Here is a 13,572-nt window from a genome sequence, read left to right as displayed (position 1 = left end):
ACATGCGGGGAGAGAAAATTGAGAGACGATAAGGCTCCGGCTCTTAGAGGCGGAGCCTTTCGGAATTTACTTGTTGGTTGTGGTTTGGGCTAAAATAATGTGGCCCTGCATCGCGTTATTTATTGCTTTCACAACGGCTTTCGGTGAACTTTCTCCGGCTTGCACCAGAGTCGAATATTTCTCTTGCGTCATTGAAAAAAACTCTGGGTGCTGTTCTTGAGGTATCCCCATTAATGTGGCTAGTGATGTCAAATGTTCTCCTTGGCCTTGCGCCATTTCTTGGGATAGGTTGTCGAAATTCAGGGCTGTAAACACATTGACTTTTTCGGATGCAAAAATTTTCCCATCATTGGTGCAACCGGAAGTGCCTGAACTGATTGCAAAAGTTTGAAAGCCGGTACCATTGGTGGTGGCCATCAGGACCTGCCCACCAATGCTTTCATTTTGGCTGGACTGTTCCCACGCGAGTTTCCCTAATCCGCAACCTGGACCATTGTTTGGGGGATTCCCTAACGCCATGCCTGACATTCCCATGACCAGAAAAAATGTTGACACCAATGCCAATGGTTTTTTTGCCATGCTTTCCTCCTAATTTGGTGGTGAGAGATAAAGGAATTGTTTTACGACTTGTGAAGATGATTATAACAAATGGAAGGCTATTGGAAAGTCAAAATTTACACAAACATGTTCATTCTCCATTGACGCCTGACGGGGGCCCCTCTGGCTAGTTTATTTTGTGTTCAGACTTCAGTGGTTGAATATTCCCTGTTGGTCAAAGCAGGAATATTTCGTGATGCGTCAGCCGGAGAATGGTGACTGGTTGTGGATAAGGAAGGAATTCTAGCTGGCTTTAGATCAGGGCATTTCTCGATGAGTTGTCTGAGCGTTCGATGGCCTTCTTCGTAGCCAGGGTGGAGGGTGATGATTTCTTTCATGGTGGCAAAAGCTTTTGGTAGCTGTCCGGTTTCGATTAATAATGCTGCCAACCGTAACCTTCCTTCTAAATTTACGGGATTCTTATTGACCAGCATTTGCAACGTCTGAATTCCTTCTTGATAGTTGCCTGCATCCGCGCAGTGGTCGGCATAAATGCCATAAAGATGGTTATCCCATTCAGAGACAAAGTGCGGTTGTTTCAACTCCTCCCAGTCCATTGGGACAGGGGTGCTTATTGGACCGATCTTTTGTGCCAGTCGGAATCGATGGCTGTGTGGGTCAGATAATTCTGTGAATTCGGGATCCGATGATGGATGAAAACCTAGGCCGTTCCGCCTAAGGCTTTCCTCAATTTCCTGATTGGAATACGACCGTATCCCAATGGTGTCCTCGAGAGGAACGTCTTGAAAATGGCCTATGGGCAGTTGAAAGACCAGATACCCCTTAGGAGTCAAGACGCGGTGGATTTCTCTCAGGTACCGTTCAAATACAGGACGAGGCATATGCTGAAATGTGACATAGGAATAGACTAGATCAAATGAGGAGTGAGGAAATTCCAAAAGATCCACCCCAGAGGTTTCATATGTGTGGATATGGGGAAAGTCAGCTAACCATTGTTTGCTCTGGGCAATCATTGCGGAAGAGACATCGACACCTACTAAATGATGAAAATGGGAGGCGAGGGCTTTGAGGACTCTGCCAATGCCGCATCCGATATCTAAAACATTCCACGACGGCAGGTGAGGGACTGGGAGAGTTGCCAGCAAGGCCTGGGCAGTGTTTTTTCCTGATTGAGTAAACATTTCCTCTGTGTGGTAAGCCTCGGTGGCAATCCAAAATCTGGCATGGTGTTGGGCTCGTTCGTTCCAGTCATGTTTCATTTTTTCCGCAATGTTCATAGGTTTCCTCGCCTCCATCAGTTCGAGATATTGCACCTGGTCCAATGTTGAACTTTTTCTCTGTGTGCTTGGGTATGTTGATGTATCCGTACGAAAGGCTCTGCTTGTTTAATGATAAGCTTTCCATGCTTTGTCTTGTGACAAAAGGTTTAGCAAGTCCGTTGCCAACTTCATTGGAGAGGGCATGTCATATATCGGGCTCACAATTTCCAGAATGTGCTGGTGAAATGCGCATTTTTGAGAGAGAAAGAGTTTATTCAATGTGGAGAAGGCAATGGGCAAGAGATTCTTGTGAGTGGAAAGGTATGCCGAGTTTTAAAATTTAATGACTAGGTTAATGTACTTGTTTGCAGATATTTTCGATCAGATGGTGGATGAACTTTAGTAGGGCAGGCTTTGTAATGGGGCGTCAATAAAAAACGGGACTTCCAAGGTGAGAGAAATATGAAGATTTGAGGGAGGAGTGAATAAGTGGGTACTAAGCGAACACATCAATACGAGAGGATATAGCATCCGTTGGTTTTTCAGACGGAATCCCGTCTTCTTTGGTTTTGGGTGCATTTTTTTGCGGGCTGCCGCTTCAATGGTATTGGCTGACCCGTATTGGCTGACACGGCCACCGTCCGATCCTGGGCTGAAGATCTGCAGGTGCTAGGGCTGCTGGTCGAATTTACTGGGCTTTTTGTATGGTGGATTGTGGATTACCTGGGATGAGAAAAGTGGCAATACTGACTTCACCTCCGACCGCATAGAATTTCCCATCAGACCCTCGTTGAAAGGAAAATCTGGCCGCACTTTTGGCTAGTCTTCCTGATGCTGCTATGTGTGCCTATTGGTTATTTCTAACATCACGATCGCTATTCTGGAGTTCCACGATTTTTTTTGTATGGAGGGAGTAACTTGTGATTGTTTGGCCTTGTGCCCGTCAGAATGGTTTTGGAGGGCTAATAGAGAATTCTGGGGTGAAAAGGGTGAGGTGGAAGAGGATATGTTCATTAGGGAAAGCCTGTTCACATTAATTTCGGCTTTTTTGGGGAGATAAATTGACTCATTTTTGGCCAATGGTGGTGGATTAATCGTATAAATAGAACGCCTAAAAAATGTTTTGCGGGGGTGGCGCAGAAACAGTGATGTCCGAAAAATGGTTTGGATATATCGTCCTGAAAACGGAAGCAGGCCATCCCTTTCCACTCTAATGGCCGCGTCCCAGGCGGTTCTTAGGTCAAAAACCTACTACCGCACCCGTTCATGCTCAGATCTTCAAAGCAGGAATGGGAGCGGGAGATTAAACCGCCATTCTTGATTTTACGCGCAATACAAATGCCCATTGAGAAACTAATGAAACAATTAACGCAGATTCATTTTCCTATTGCACAAATGGCAGGCTTATTAATTTTGTCTGAGAGTCCGCTTGAAGGTCTCAAGTGGAATAGGGCTCCCGTGGCCGTTGTTTCACCTTAAATTGTTTTGCTTCCGGGGGATTGAAGGATTTTTATTTTCTAACAGTGCCGGCGCAATTGTTTTGTGATCTTCTTTGTGTCCAAAACAGGCTTTGCGGGCCATAGAGTCAGAACCGCAAGGAAGATACTTGAAAAAACAAGTAGTAGAAGTGTGGTGGTGATGTCTGGTCGCTGGATCTGTTCGAAATATAAGGTTTGCGCATTTGCCAAAACCTTGTCAGCAGCAGATACCCCGCCCAAGAGTATCATGGTCATGAGGGACCCAATAATCATTCCTCCGAATATTTTCAGCATGAGATCACTCCTTTTGTTGAAGACGAAGGTCAACGAGAAAAATTTTCAATCTCTTGGGTCAACCTCTTCCCAAGGCGGGGAAAGGATTTGTGTTGGGAAGTAAATCCTTCCCCCTGGTGAAGAGATATAGAGAAAAAGGTTAATGGGTAAATACCGCTAAAGGATTGGAAGTCTAGCACTGATTAGGAAGGCTATAGAGTTAAGGGGGGAGCTTTTTTCTTATCGAGGAAGGGGAGAATACCGTTTTAAGGAGAAGAGCAGGATGGCAAAGACCAGACTTATTGGTCTAACGCTAGCTGAACCATAGACAGGAACTGACTAAAATTACAGGGTTTATCTAAAATAGCAAAGACTCCCGCCTGACGCGCACGATGTTTATCCTGTTCTTTCAGATGTCCACTGAGTAAGATGACGGGGGTTTGGATGGGTTCTTTCTCTTGCAGCTTGATTTGGTCAATGAAATCTAGTCCTGCCAGAATCGGCATTTGATTGTCGGAAATGATTAAGTCAGCTCGGTGAGTGGATAACCACGCGATGGCCTCCGATCCATTGCTGGCCTCAATACATTCTAATTGTTGGGATTCCAGGACTAGGCGAAGGGCTTCCCGAGCATTGAGATCATCATCTACCAGAAGGACCTTTTTCATGTTCTTGTTCGCTTATTTAACCCGTTCTTCAATCTTGAGCTATCACCTCATTATTCTAAATGATCAGAACGTCACATTGTCCACCCCCCGAAGAGACTAGCCGTTTTTTTACGAAAGCTCCAGAGTTTATCCTCCCCAGGATTATTTTAAAACCGAGTTTTGGATTTTTCGTTATTGAGAAGAAAGAGGGATAGCCGTATAGCCTTTAGACTCCAGGCACCCTTCTAAGGAATAAATATCCTTTTCCCTTTGAGTGCTTCCTGTTGAGAGCAAAGCTTCCTCGCAATCCGATTTATCACGGGTAAAGGTTTCCTGGGAGGTGCCAGACCTGTACCACTTCACCGGGTCTGAGGCACAACTCACGCTCGAAAGTATTGTCATTAAGCCTATGAGCAGATTTATTTTTATTTTCTTCATGTATTGCCTCGTTGAGAAAAAGAAGGCGAATTGTAATAACTTTATCTCGAGTATTCAATCAGGCGCATTGAATATGGAAAGATTCTAATCTAGGGACAGTATTGACTGGGAATCTGAGAGAATCATGAATAGGTCGACCAGGAAAAATTGGTGGAGATTAGGTATTCGGACCAATTTGGACAAGAGCCCAGGATGACCAAAAATGCACATTGGGGGTCGGGTCTGTTTCCATGGCTTGTTTCAGTGCAGACACATCCGCACTGGTTCCCAATTTGCCTAAACGAAATGCGGCTTCCGATCGCACTCCCACGTTTGGGTCTTGGAGAAGATGGGTGCGTAAGTATGGGAGTCCTCTGGGATCACCTAATTCACCGAGCCCTGCAATTGCCGATTGACGTGTGAGAGAATCTGGACTTTCCAGAGCTTGGAGATACACGGAATAGGAAAATGGAAATTCAAAGTGAGCGAGAGATTGGATAATGGTTCTTTGGGTGTCAATTGTGGAAATAGCGTAGGCTTCGGTTAATACCTGCAATAAATCCTCATGCACTGCTGTTCGACCCAAGGCCAATACCACAGCTTTTTTGACTGAATCGGATGGATCTGTAAGGTGCTGAACCAATGCAACTAGAGACTGATCCGATAAGGATTCGGCCATTGTTCCCAAGGCCCATGCACTTGATTGTCGAACCTGGTCATCCGGGTCCGATAAGGCGAGAACAAGGGCTGGTACGCTCTGAGGATCACCAATTTTCCCTAGTGATAAAGCTGCGGTCCGTCGAATATCAGGCTGAGTATCGGTCAGAAGTGGAATAAGTCGTTCGGTGACAGTTTCGGGTGGTTCAGGTGGGGATTCAATAACACATCCAATGAGTCCATAGAAACAAATGGCTCCGATAAGGATAGCAGGACTGGTAGGGAATGGTAGCAAGAAAAGATTAGGCAGATCCTGAACGTTCTTTGGGGTTCAGAGGCTCTTTAGCCACTTCGATGGAGTCTTGCATCTCTTTTTCGGCAGACTCCAATTCGGCCTGAATGGTGCGCATTTGAGGATCGATCGAATTTTTAATATCTGCTGCGGCATCCCGGAAGGTGCGTACGGCACTTCCAAGACCTTCTCCTAAGGATTGCATATCTCGTGGAGCTAATCCTGACTGCTGGGAAGTCTGGGCTTTCATTGCAGCTTGCTGGGCTTGGACTCTGGCCACGGCCTGTTTATTGACAACAGCGGCAGGGCGCTTCAGCACGGGCTTTGCCTGTGCCCCAGCCGGGAGGGCGGGGTATTGCCTCGAAGCCATAGGGGCGGGTTGCGCTTGCCTATCCTCCATGGACATCGGCAACGGTGCAGAGGGGGCTGTCGTGGTTTGAGGAGAGTTAGGGGCTACAGTAGATTTAGCTGAAGGCTCGACCACTTGAGGCCCTGCTCCCTGGTAAAGTAACGCTGCCGTGGTTCCAGGCGTTTGTTCAGGACCAGGCTGGAATGGTTGATTGGTCTGGGTGCCCACCGAGGTAGTCGGTTGGGATTGAGCCTGTGCTGGTTCGGGCGGTGCAGATGGAAGTGGCTCATTGGGGTCCACAGGTTGAGGGATATCGGCGACTTCCTTCTTAAAGCCTTTTAGAGCTTTCCCGACACCTTCCCCGATTTGCGGGAGACGACCTGCCCCGAAAATAATCAGGATGATCACCAGAATGATCATGAGTTCAGAGAACCCCATGGTTCCGAACATAGAGAAGCCCCTTTCCCTTCAGCTTACTGTGAAAATATGCAACTAAAAAGACTCTATCTTTCAAGATTGACGAGTGTCAACCTAAATACGGTAGGCTTAGAACGCTATGCCCAAGCCAAGTTTTTGCGTATGCTTCATATTGTGTTATGCCCTTTAATTAGCGAGTAGGTCCAGAATGTCATTACTCTCACCACCTCAGATTCCCCTCTTTCGGATTACCCTTTTTTACGGCCCAGAAGCCGTTGAAGGTGCCTCTGATTCAGTACACTGTGTTTTTAATGTTAAAAAGCGCAGCTGGAAAGGCGGGGTGCAAGTTGAGGTGGTAATGAAAAAGAACCAAATTGCCAAGCTTGAAGGAATCCTTCAGCATTCATCATGGTTGGAAGTCGTTCTAGGGGGCGTTCCGGTGGAGGACCAGGAAAGCTACCGCGAAAAAAGTCATGATTTGTTGGTGCAGTTGTTGTGTTTCCACAAGCTCCATGCCTTTATTCATCAGGGAATCAAGCAGGAGAATATCCAGGTTTCCGGAGATGCTCTTGTTGCTGAGACAGATAGGGTTGTTGAGCTGGAGGCCGAGGAAATCAAGAGGCAGATTTTCATTGAGTTGGATCTGGTTGAAACAGAAGATGGCCCCCATTCACTATGAAGGTATTAAATTTGCTATAATTTTTTGTTTTTTATTTAAAAACAGAAGACTGACGAATCATTCATGATTAGAATAACAACCAGAAGGTTTGCATAAAAAATTAAACAGGAAGGAGTATTCCTTATGCGGCAATCCAAGGGTTTATTGAGAGATGTGCTTAACCAGGTAACCGGGGTATGTGTGTTATTGGCTTTTTCACTGGTCCTATGCCTGGGTGCCACTGGGGTGAGTCTGGCTGCCGAACACGAATTGTCGAGCCCAACTAATGAGGCGGGGCTTGGGATTGGGAGTGCTTTGCTGACCGTGGTCTATTTCCCTGTTAAATTGGCCTATGCCATCTTGGGGGGGGTTGTGGGAACCTTTACCTATGGATTGACGGGTGGCGACCTTGATACGGCAAAAGCCGTATGGGAACCGAGCTTCTATGGTACGTATGTTATCACGCCCGATCATCTGAAGGGGAATGAACCCGTTCGATTCATTGGGGTTTCCGCATACGAGGATCAAGCCCTTTAGACGGACTCATCAAACCTACCCGCCTAAGTTGAAATGACTGGCATGGTCAAACCTATCATTGGGATCACACCGGATTTTAACCCTGGAAATCGTAAGGATATGGGTGGGAAAGAACCCACCTATTTTTTGCGGGCCAGGTACCTTCAGGCGATTCAGGACGCCGGGGGAATGCCCTTAGTGCTTCCCCTGGTGCGTGGCCTGGCAAAACAGAAATATCTTTTACAACGGCTGGACGGCCTCCTGGTGACCGGGAGCGGATCGGATTTAGCCCCTGAGTTGTATGGAGAGAAACAGCGGTATCCTTTTCAGCGAATGAGTGAAGACCGCGCGCAACTTGAGCTAGGACTATCCAAGTTGGCCTTTCGTCAGGGTTTGCCGACTCTAGGCATTTGCGGGGGTATGCAATCCATGAATGTGGCCTTGGGAGGAACCCTGCTGCAGGATATTTCCTCTCAAATGTCTACCAAAATTGAACATCGTCCCACCAAATCCGCAACGAAAACAGCCCATCTGATTGACATTGAACCCAACAGTCTCCTTCAGCGTATCGCTAAGCGGTTAAGTATTGCTGTGAATAGTTCCCACCATCAATCTATCAAATCTGTTCCGCCGTCCTTTCAAGTCTCTGGGGTTGCTCCAGATGGAGTCATTGAAGCGATTGAATCTTCCCGTCATCCATTCTGGCTTGGGGTCCAATGGCATCCGGAGTTTTTATACCGGCACGACGCGATTCAAAAACGTCTATTTATCGCATTGATACAATCCGCAAGACAGTTTGCCGCCAGCCGGACATAGCCTGTCCTCGGCCTTTTTAGCTTAGTTCGCACATGGTCTTTACGAAAGAGAATACCTGGTATGGCGAAGAGGACGGAGTCTTACGGAGCTGCGTCTTCAGCTTCTGGGGCTGGTTGAGGTGGATCCGGCGGAGCTGGAGATTTAGGTGAGGGAGTTTTGGTGTCTTGTGCGGCCGCGGTCTTAGCTGCAGGAGGAGTGGCGGGTTTAGGAGGAGGAACGGGTTTGGGTTTTTCTGGCTTGATGCCACCTTCCCAATGAGGGCCGGTATACATGTCGTCGGCCAGGTCCCTTTCTTTCCACTTGGCTTCAAAGTCTGCTGCGGCTTTATTGGGGGTATCTCCAGATCCAACTGTTTGATTCCATGGATAGATGCGAGGAGAAATGTGGCAGGTGGACTCCTCCTGGCACATATATAGTGCAATCGGATTTCCTCGATAAGGGCCCATGATAATATGGACCGTGCCAACTAATTCAGGAAGAGACTCCATGATGACCAACACAACCGATTGTTGTCCAAAAAGGAGGCTATACTGCCACAGCCCTCGGCGGTATGCAATATGAATGAAAGAAGTTCATCAGGTATTTTTGACAATAATTTGATGTAGGAATGATGAATAAGAAACAGAATATTACTGGAACTCGGAAGGGCTATTTGTTGAAAACAGGCACTACGGGGAGTTCGGATTTTCGGTGAAGATATAATGCGATCATGAGGACTAAAATCACGACAACATGCAGGGACATATCCATAAGATAATGACGAAAGATGTCATCAGGGACGGAATCCTGGTGCGAAAATTCAGCTCCAGCGGTGAGAATTCTTCGGACGGAGGCGATAATCCCTACATGGAGGAAGGGTTCGAGGCGAATACGGTCGTTTTGCAAGAAGCCTAAAACCGTGCGAAACAACTCCAAAAGAATGATGACGAACAACAGGTCATTCAGTAAGGTGATGGTGGCCGGCAAAAACCCGGTCTGTACCGATTGAGCATAGGCCACCCAACTATAACCGAAAACCAGCATGCCCACGAGGAGAAAACTCAGGCAGGCCGTGATATAGCCCCACCGGTCGAGGAACTGCATCCATTTGACCCATTGCTTGATCGATTCTGGTGTCCACCCTAACATGTCGAATGTGTCCTCTTAGGCGGTTCCCTGATGAGGGGTGTTGGGGGAGTGTTCCTGCCCCGTGTCCTCTCCCCGCATCTGACCAAACTCTAAACTCTGAATTGCACTCGCCCCAAACGAATGACCACAGCAGATGACTTCCTGAAAGCCCTCACCTCCCGCCATCACCATTAGTCGAAGTCCACAGGAATCAGTCGCAACTATTTTCTCATTGAGTGGCATGCCGACTGCCAAGGCTCCTGCTCTGCGGCCCCGCTCTTGATTAAACGAGGGAACTACATCTTCCTGGGTCAGGTCATGCCCGCAACACCGAATTTTTTCAAAACCTTCCCCTCCGCCCATCACCTTGAGTACCAGCCCGCAAGAATCCGGAAACCGTTTGCGTTCGTCGATTATGTCCCCTTTTTTCAATGCCATGGCCATGCTCCTTGCTTTCGAAATGAATCATGAAATTCTGTCATCAGCAATAGGAATAGAGGTTTGGATGTGTCGGTTTATACAGCAAGGTTATTAGCTAAACAAATCTTTGTAGGGAATGTCCAGAATTGGGTTATGGCCTTCTTTTGTCAGTTGGTCAGGTAAGTGATATCGCTGGTATCCATAAAGTGGCCCAGTGGGAGACGAAGCCTCGACTGCCTATTGGAGTATGGACGGTAATCCGTCTTTGAGCTTTCTATGCATTCAGGTCAAAGTGCGAATTTGGTCTTGGATCTGTGCTAACACATGGCGATGAGCAGGAAGGCCGACGGTATCAAAAATGGAGGGAACATTGATTGGATGATAGGGAGAGACAAATTGCTGTTTGACGGAGGCTATGCGGGCCAGGCTAGCCTCAAGGTGGCTTTGATCCAACAAATTGGATTCAACGGCACCACAAACAGCGTTAATGGTATCGGTTGCGAGTCTGCGGGTTTTGCACACCAATAACATATCCACTCCGGCTTGCAACGAGCGTACAGCCGCCTCGCCGATTGTCGAATGGTTCACAATGGCGCCCATCTCCAAGTCGTCGCTTAAAATGACACCGGAAAACCCCATTTGCTTCCGAAGCATGTCTGTCAAAATAATGGAAGAGAGGGTTGCGGGATTTGTGGGGTCGAGGGCGGGATAGTGGACATGGGCGGTCATCATGGCCTGAAGACCGTGAGCAATGGCGTATTGAAAAGGTTTGAGCTCCACACTTTCGAGTCGCTCCCGGGAGGCATGGACCACTGGCAGTTCCACGTGTGAATCCGTACTGGTATCGCCATGACCAGGAAAATGTTTTCCGCAGGCCAATACGCGATGGTCGTGCAGGCCCGCGAGAGTGGCCGCTCCCATGAGGCACACCTGTTCCGGCTCGGTCCCAAACGCCCGATCTCCGATAATAGGATTGGAGGGATTTGTATGGATGTCCAGGACCGGGGCCATATTCATATTAATCCCTACGGCGCGTAACTCCTTAGCAGTTACGGCCGCGGCTTGGTAGGCCAGTTCCGTGGATCCCGAGTGGGCGACGGTTGATGCAGGAGGGAAGATGGTAAAGCCTGAAGGAAGGCGGGAGACGCGCCCACCTTCTTGATCGATGCCGATGAGAAGCGGGATGTCACCGGCAAGTGCTTGGAGGTCGTTCGTGAGGTGTGCAATTTGAGCAGGGTCAACCAGGTTTCGGGAAAAAAGAATGATCCCTCCCGGTCGGAATTCCTGCATCCAGGTTCGAAGGTCCGGAGTGACCTCCGTCCCTTCGAACCCGATCATACATAGTTGCCCTACGAGTTCAGCGATAGACATCGCGTGTATGGCCACCTAGCGATTGGCATGATTCAGTAAATACTGAATGAGCAACCGGGTCCCGATACCAGTCGGACCTTTAGGAACATAGGGACGATCGGTTGTGCCCCAATCGGTGCTGGCAATGTCCAAATGGACCCAAGGATGGTCTCCGACGAATTTTGATAAGAACAGTGCCGCGGTAATCATTCCACCTCCGCGCCCACCAATATTCCGCATGTCCGCCACGTCACTTTTAAGCTGCTCAAAATATTCATCCCACAGGGGCATTTCCCAGACTCGTTCCCCGGCATGATTGCCAGCCTTTTTGAGGTCGGCTTTCATGGTGTCGTCATTACCCAGCATGCCAATCGCGAACTGTCCCAACGCGACAGAGGCCGCACCAGTCAGTGTGGCGATGTCAATCACGCAGGCGGGTTTGAGCCGTGAGGCATAGGCTAAGCCGTCAGCAAGAATCAGACGACCTTCCGCATCGGTATTCTGAACTTCCACCGTTTTTCCGGAGAGCATGGTAAGGATATCGCCGGGTTTAGTAGCTCGTCCTCCCGGCATGTTTTCCGTCACAGGCAAGAGGCCGATCGCATTCACCGGAAGTTTGAGCCGGGAGGCGGCTCGAATCGTCGCCAAGACTTCAGCGCCACCGGTCATGTCGGCCTTCATATGTTCCATGTTTTCTGATGGTTTTAGGGAGATACCACCGCTATCAAATGTCACGGTTTTGCCGACAAAGACAATGGGTTTTTGTGTGCGAGGACCGCCCATATATTCCAGAATGATGAATTGAGGCGGTTCGATGCTGCCTCGAGAGACCCCCAATAATCCGCCCATGCCGAGTTTTTCCTGCTGTTTGCGATCCAAGACTTTGAGTCGGACTTTGGCCTCCTTGGCGATTTTTTTAGCCTCGGTGACGATTCGGGAAGGGGTCATCACGTTCGCGGGATGGTTGCTCAAATCCCTGACGAAACAGGTCGCTTCCCCAAGGATTTGGCCACGTTTGGCTCCATTTTTGGCCTCATTCAGGTGAGTGGTTGAGGTGGTGAGTAGAGTGCAGGATTGCAAGGAGTGGTTAATGTCCGAGCGGTCCGTGCGGTACTCATTAAACCGATAGTCCCCAAGAACGAACCCTTCCACCATAGCTTGAGCCACGTCATCCATAGGGCCGGTGCCCTTTGGCACGTCCGGCATCACGCAAACCATCCCTTTGGCCTTGGCGGTGCGGGCGCGTTTGGCAGCGGTCCCCATCGCTTGACGAATTCGTTCCAAGGAGACCGTCTCCCGTGTACCCAGGCCGACAAGAAGTACGCGTTTTGCCGGCAATTTCCCATCGATATGCAGTAAGGCGGTGTTATTCGGTTTGCCGGAAAATTCTTCACTTTTGCGCAAGGTGCTCAATTGTCCACCAAGTTTCTGGTCGACCGACTGGACAACTTTGCTCCAGGTTTTGTCTTGTTCATATTCCAAACATACCAAGATGTCCGTTGTTGCAGCGGTGGCTTCACCACTCTTCACAAGAATATTCATACGCCTCCTCAAAAAATAAATCGCCCCTACCGTAAAACGACCCTTTTCCCGCGTCACACGCCGCGGGTTTCAGGATCCCAGATCACTTTATGCAATTGGAGTTGAAATCGAACAGGCAGTCGATCTTCCAGAATCCATTCAGCCAGGGATTGCAAATGGAGGACTCCAAAGACCGGACTCATATGGACGGGACAGCGGTCCCCCAATGAATACTGGTTCACGATATCACGCGCCCACTCATAATCGGCCCGGTCTTTCAAAACAAACTTCACTTCGTCTTTTCCGGATAGATGTGTGAGGGTATCCCACCGCATCCGATCCGTCATGCCACTCCCAGGACATTTCACATCCAGAATAATCGAAACCCGGTCATCCACGTTGGCAATATCAAACGCCCCGCTGGTTTCCAGCATCACCTGAAACCCGGCGTTGCATAGTTGTGTTAACAATACCAGAGAGCCGGGTTGATGCAATGGTTCACCGCCCGTCACCTCGACGAGCGGACACCCATATGATTGCACCTGCGCCAAAATTTCCTCCATTGGCATAGTGGTTCCACCATGAAAGGCATACTCCGTGTCACACCAGGTACAGCGAAGGGGGCACCCCGTTAACCGGACAAATACGCACGGTTGTCCCACACGGGTGGATTCCCCTTGAAGGCTATGAAAGATTTCGGTGATCTTTAAGGAAGGCAAAGTGGTCATAAACACTCTCAACTCCAGCACACAGCAGATAATATTGTACTCAAAAAGCCTGGTGTTGGGGAGGGGACAGAGAAGGTTGCGTTAGATGGCTGCCGGAAATGAGTAATTG

Annotated in this window: 17 protein-coding genes; 3 read left to right on the top strand and 14 right to left on the bottom strand. The window is 48.7% G+C overall.

Annotation, left to right across the window (positions count from 1 at the left end):
• Positions 1-66: 66 nt before the first annotated feature.
• The 8 genes from ACWHYD_RS19915 to tatA all read right to left on the bottom strand — a co-directional run bounded on the left by ACWHYD_RS19915 (position 67) and on the right by tatA (position 6,380).
• Entirely contained in the window at positions 67-579 is a 513-nt protein-coding gene (locus ACWHYD_RS19915; RefSeq protein WP_447963745.1) for a DUF3015 family protein, read from the bottom strand.
• Positions 580-740: 161 nt separating this feature from the next.
• The gene (locus ACWHYD_RS19910; RefSeq protein ID WP_447963744.1) at positions 741-1,835 is read right to left on the bottom strand and encodes a methyltransferase domain-containing protein; all 1,095 of its coding nucleotides are present in this window, start codon (positions 1,833-1,835) and stop codon (positions 741-743) included.
• 670 nt (positions 1,836-2,505) lie between these two features.
• Positions 2,506-2,658, bottom strand: coding sequence for a putative metalloprotease CJM1_0395 family protein (locus ACWHYD_RS19905; protein WP_447965902.1), 153 nt, complete (start codon positions 2,656-2,658; stop codon positions 2,506-2,508).
• Positions 2,659-3,334: 676 nt separating this feature from the next.
• Positions 3,335-3,589: a hypothetical protein gene (locus ACWHYD_RS19900; RefSeq protein WP_447963743.1), complete on the bottom strand. Its 255-nt coding sequence runs from the start codon at positions 3,587-3,589 to the stop codon at positions 3,335-3,337.
• A 278-nt stretch (positions 3,590-3,867) separates the two neighbouring features.
• Positions 3,868-4,236, bottom strand: coding sequence for a response regulator (locus tag ACWHYD_RS19895; protein WP_447963742.1), 369 nt, complete (start codon positions 4,234-4,236; stop codon positions 3,868-3,870).
• A gap of 171 nt (positions 4,237-4,407) precedes the next feature.
• Complete coding sequence (locus ACWHYD_RS19890) at positions 4,408-4,653, bottom strand: hypothetical protein (protein WP_447963741.1); 246 nt, start codon at positions 4,651-4,653, stop codon at positions 4,408-4,410.
• A gap of 157 nt (positions 4,654-4,810) precedes the next feature.
• Positions 4,811-5,584: a HEAT repeat domain-containing protein gene (locus ACWHYD_RS19885; RefSeq protein ID WP_447963740.1), complete on the bottom strand. Its 774-nt coding sequence runs from the start codon at positions 5,582-5,584 to the stop codon at positions 4,811-4,813.
• A 7-nt stretch (positions 5,585-5,591) separates the two neighbouring features.
• A complete protein-coding gene (gene tatA / locus ACWHYD_RS19880) occupies positions 5,592-6,380 on the bottom strand; it encodes a twin-arginine translocase TatA/TatE family subunit (RefSeq protein ID WP_447963739.1) in 789 nt (262 codons plus the stop codon).
• 325 nt (positions 6,381-6,705) lie between these two features.
• Here tatA and ACWHYD_RS19875 point away from each other — a divergent pair, with 325 nt between their 5' ends.
• From ACWHYD_RS19875 to ACWHYD_RS19865, 3 genes are all read left to right on the top strand, one after another.
• Complete coding sequence (locus tag ACWHYD_RS19875) at positions 6,706-7,026, top strand: hypothetical protein (protein WP_447963738.1); 321 nt, start codon at positions 6,706-6,708, stop codon at positions 7,024-7,026.
• Positions 7,027-7,149: 123 nt separating this feature from the next.
• The gene (locus ACWHYD_RS19870) at positions 7,150-7,542 is read left to right on the top strand and encodes a hypothetical protein (protein ID WP_447963737.1); all 393 of its coding nucleotides are present in this window, start codon (positions 7,150-7,152) and stop codon (positions 7,540-7,542) included.
• Between the two features lie 42 nt (positions 7,543-7,584).
• Positions 7,585-8,337 (top strand): gamma-glutamyl-gamma-aminobutyrate hydrolase family protein, encoded by a 753-nt coding sequence (locus tag ACWHYD_RS19865; protein ID WP_447963736.1) that lies wholly within the window; start codon positions 7,585-7,587, stop codon positions 8,335-8,337.
• 80 nt (positions 8,338-8,417) lie between these two features.
• Here the strand turns inward: ACWHYD_RS19865 and ACWHYD_RS19860 are convergent, their stop codons facing one another.
• The 6 genes from ACWHYD_RS19860 to queE all read right to left on the bottom strand — a co-directional run bounded on the left by ACWHYD_RS19860 (position 8,418) and on the right by queE (position 13,463).
• Positions 8,418-8,837 (bottom strand): hypothetical protein, encoded by a 420-nt coding sequence (locus ACWHYD_RS19860; protein ID WP_447963735.1) that lies wholly within the window; start codon positions 8,835-8,837, stop codon positions 8,418-8,420.
• Positions 8,838-8,985: 148 nt separating this feature from the next.
• Complete coding sequence (locus ACWHYD_RS19855; RefSeq protein ID WP_447963734.1) at positions 8,986-9,465, bottom strand: phosphate-starvation-inducible PsiE family protein; 480 nt, start codon at positions 9,463-9,465, stop codon at positions 8,986-8,988.
• A 15-nt stretch (positions 9,466-9,480) separates the two neighbouring features.
• Positions 9,481-9,882, bottom strand: coding sequence for a hypothetical protein (locus tag ACWHYD_RS19850; protein WP_447963733.1), 402 nt, complete (start codon positions 9,880-9,882; stop codon positions 9,481-9,483).
• A 264-nt stretch (positions 9,883-10,146) separates the two neighbouring features.
• Complete coding sequence (gene nagZ, locus ACWHYD_RS19845; protein ID WP_447963732.1) at positions 10,147-11,235, bottom strand: beta-N-acetylhexosaminidase; 1,089 nt, start codon at positions 11,233-11,235, stop codon at positions 10,147-10,149.
• 15 nt (positions 11,236-11,250) lie between these two features.
• Positions 11,251-12,756: a leucyl aminopeptidase gene (locus ACWHYD_RS19840; protein ID WP_447963731.1), complete on the bottom strand. Its 1,506-nt coding sequence runs from the start codon at positions 12,754-12,756 to the stop codon at positions 11,251-11,253.
• Positions 12,757-12,809: 53 nt separating this feature from the next.
• Complete coding sequence (gene queE, locus ACWHYD_RS19835) at positions 12,810-13,463, bottom strand: 7-carboxy-7-deazaguanine synthase QueE (RefSeq protein ID WP_447963730.1); 654 nt, start codon at positions 13,461-13,463, stop codon at positions 12,810-12,812.
• Positions 13,464-13,572: the final 109 nt, after the last annotated feature.

The organism is Nitrospira sp. Ecomares 2.1, from assembly GCF_965152585.1.
Note: the sequence above shows the minus strand (reverse complement) of the source record. Positions and strands in the feature narration are given on the sequence as shown.

What these genes read in the sequence shown, in the direction of transcription:
- ACWHYD_RS19840 (WP_447963731.1), bottom strand. Translation starts at nt 12,756, where the DNA reads ATGAATATTCTTGTGAAGAGTGGTGAAGCCACCGCTGCAACAACGGAC.
- tatA (WP_447963739.1), bottom strand. Translation starts at nt 6,380, where the DNA reads ATGTTCGGAACCATGGGGTTCTCTGAACTCATGATCATTCTGGTGATC.
- queE (WP_447963730.1), bottom strand. Translation starts at nt 13,463, where the DNA reads ATGACCACTTTGCCTTCCTTAAAGATCACCGAAATCTTTCATAGCCTT.
- nagZ (WP_447963732.1), bottom strand. Translation starts at nt 11,235, where the DNA reads ATGTCTATCGCTGAACTCGTAGGGCAACTATGTATGATCGGGTTCGAA.
- ACWHYD_RS19890 (WP_447963741.1), bottom strand. Translation starts at nt 4,653, where the DNA reads ATGAAGAAAATAAAAATAAATCTGCTCATAGGCTTAATGACAATACTT.
- ACWHYD_RS19900 (WP_447963743.1), bottom strand. Translation starts at nt 3,589, where the DNA reads ATGCTGAAAATATTCGGAGGAATGATTATTGGGTCCCTCATGACCATG.
- ACWHYD_RS19865 (WP_447963736.1), top strand. Translation starts at nt 7,585, where the DNA reads ATGGTCAAACCTATCATTGGGATCACACCGGATTTTAACCCTGGAAAT.
- ACWHYD_RS19875 (WP_447963738.1), top strand. Translation starts at nt 6,706, where the DNA reads ATGAAAAAGAACCAAATTGCCAAGCTTGAAGGAATCCTTCAGCATTCA.
- ACWHYD_RS19855 (WP_447963734.1), bottom strand. Translation starts at nt 9,465, where the DNA reads ATGTTAGGGTGGACACCAGAATCGATCAAGCAATGGGTCAAATGGATG.
- ACWHYD_RS19870 (WP_447963737.1), top strand. Translation starts at nt 7,150, where the DNA reads ATGCGGCAATCCAAGGGTTTATTGAGAGATGTGCTTAACCAGGTAACC.
- ACWHYD_RS19895 (WP_447963742.1), bottom strand. Translation starts at nt 4,236, where the DNA reads ATGAAAAAGGTCCTTCTGGTAGATGATGATCTCAATGCTCGGGAAGCC.
- ACWHYD_RS19910 (WP_447963744.1), bottom strand. Translation starts at nt 1,835, where the DNA reads ATGAACATTGCGGAAAAAATGAAACATGACTGGAACGAACGAGCCCAA.
- ACWHYD_RS19915 (WP_447963745.1), bottom strand. Translation starts at nt 579, where the DNA reads ATGGCAAAAAAACCATTGGCATTGGTGTCAACATTTTTTCTGGTCATG.
- ACWHYD_RS19850 (WP_447963733.1), bottom strand. Translation starts at nt 9,882, where the DNA reads ATGGCATTGAAAAAAGGGGACATAATCGACGAACGCAAACGGTTTCCG.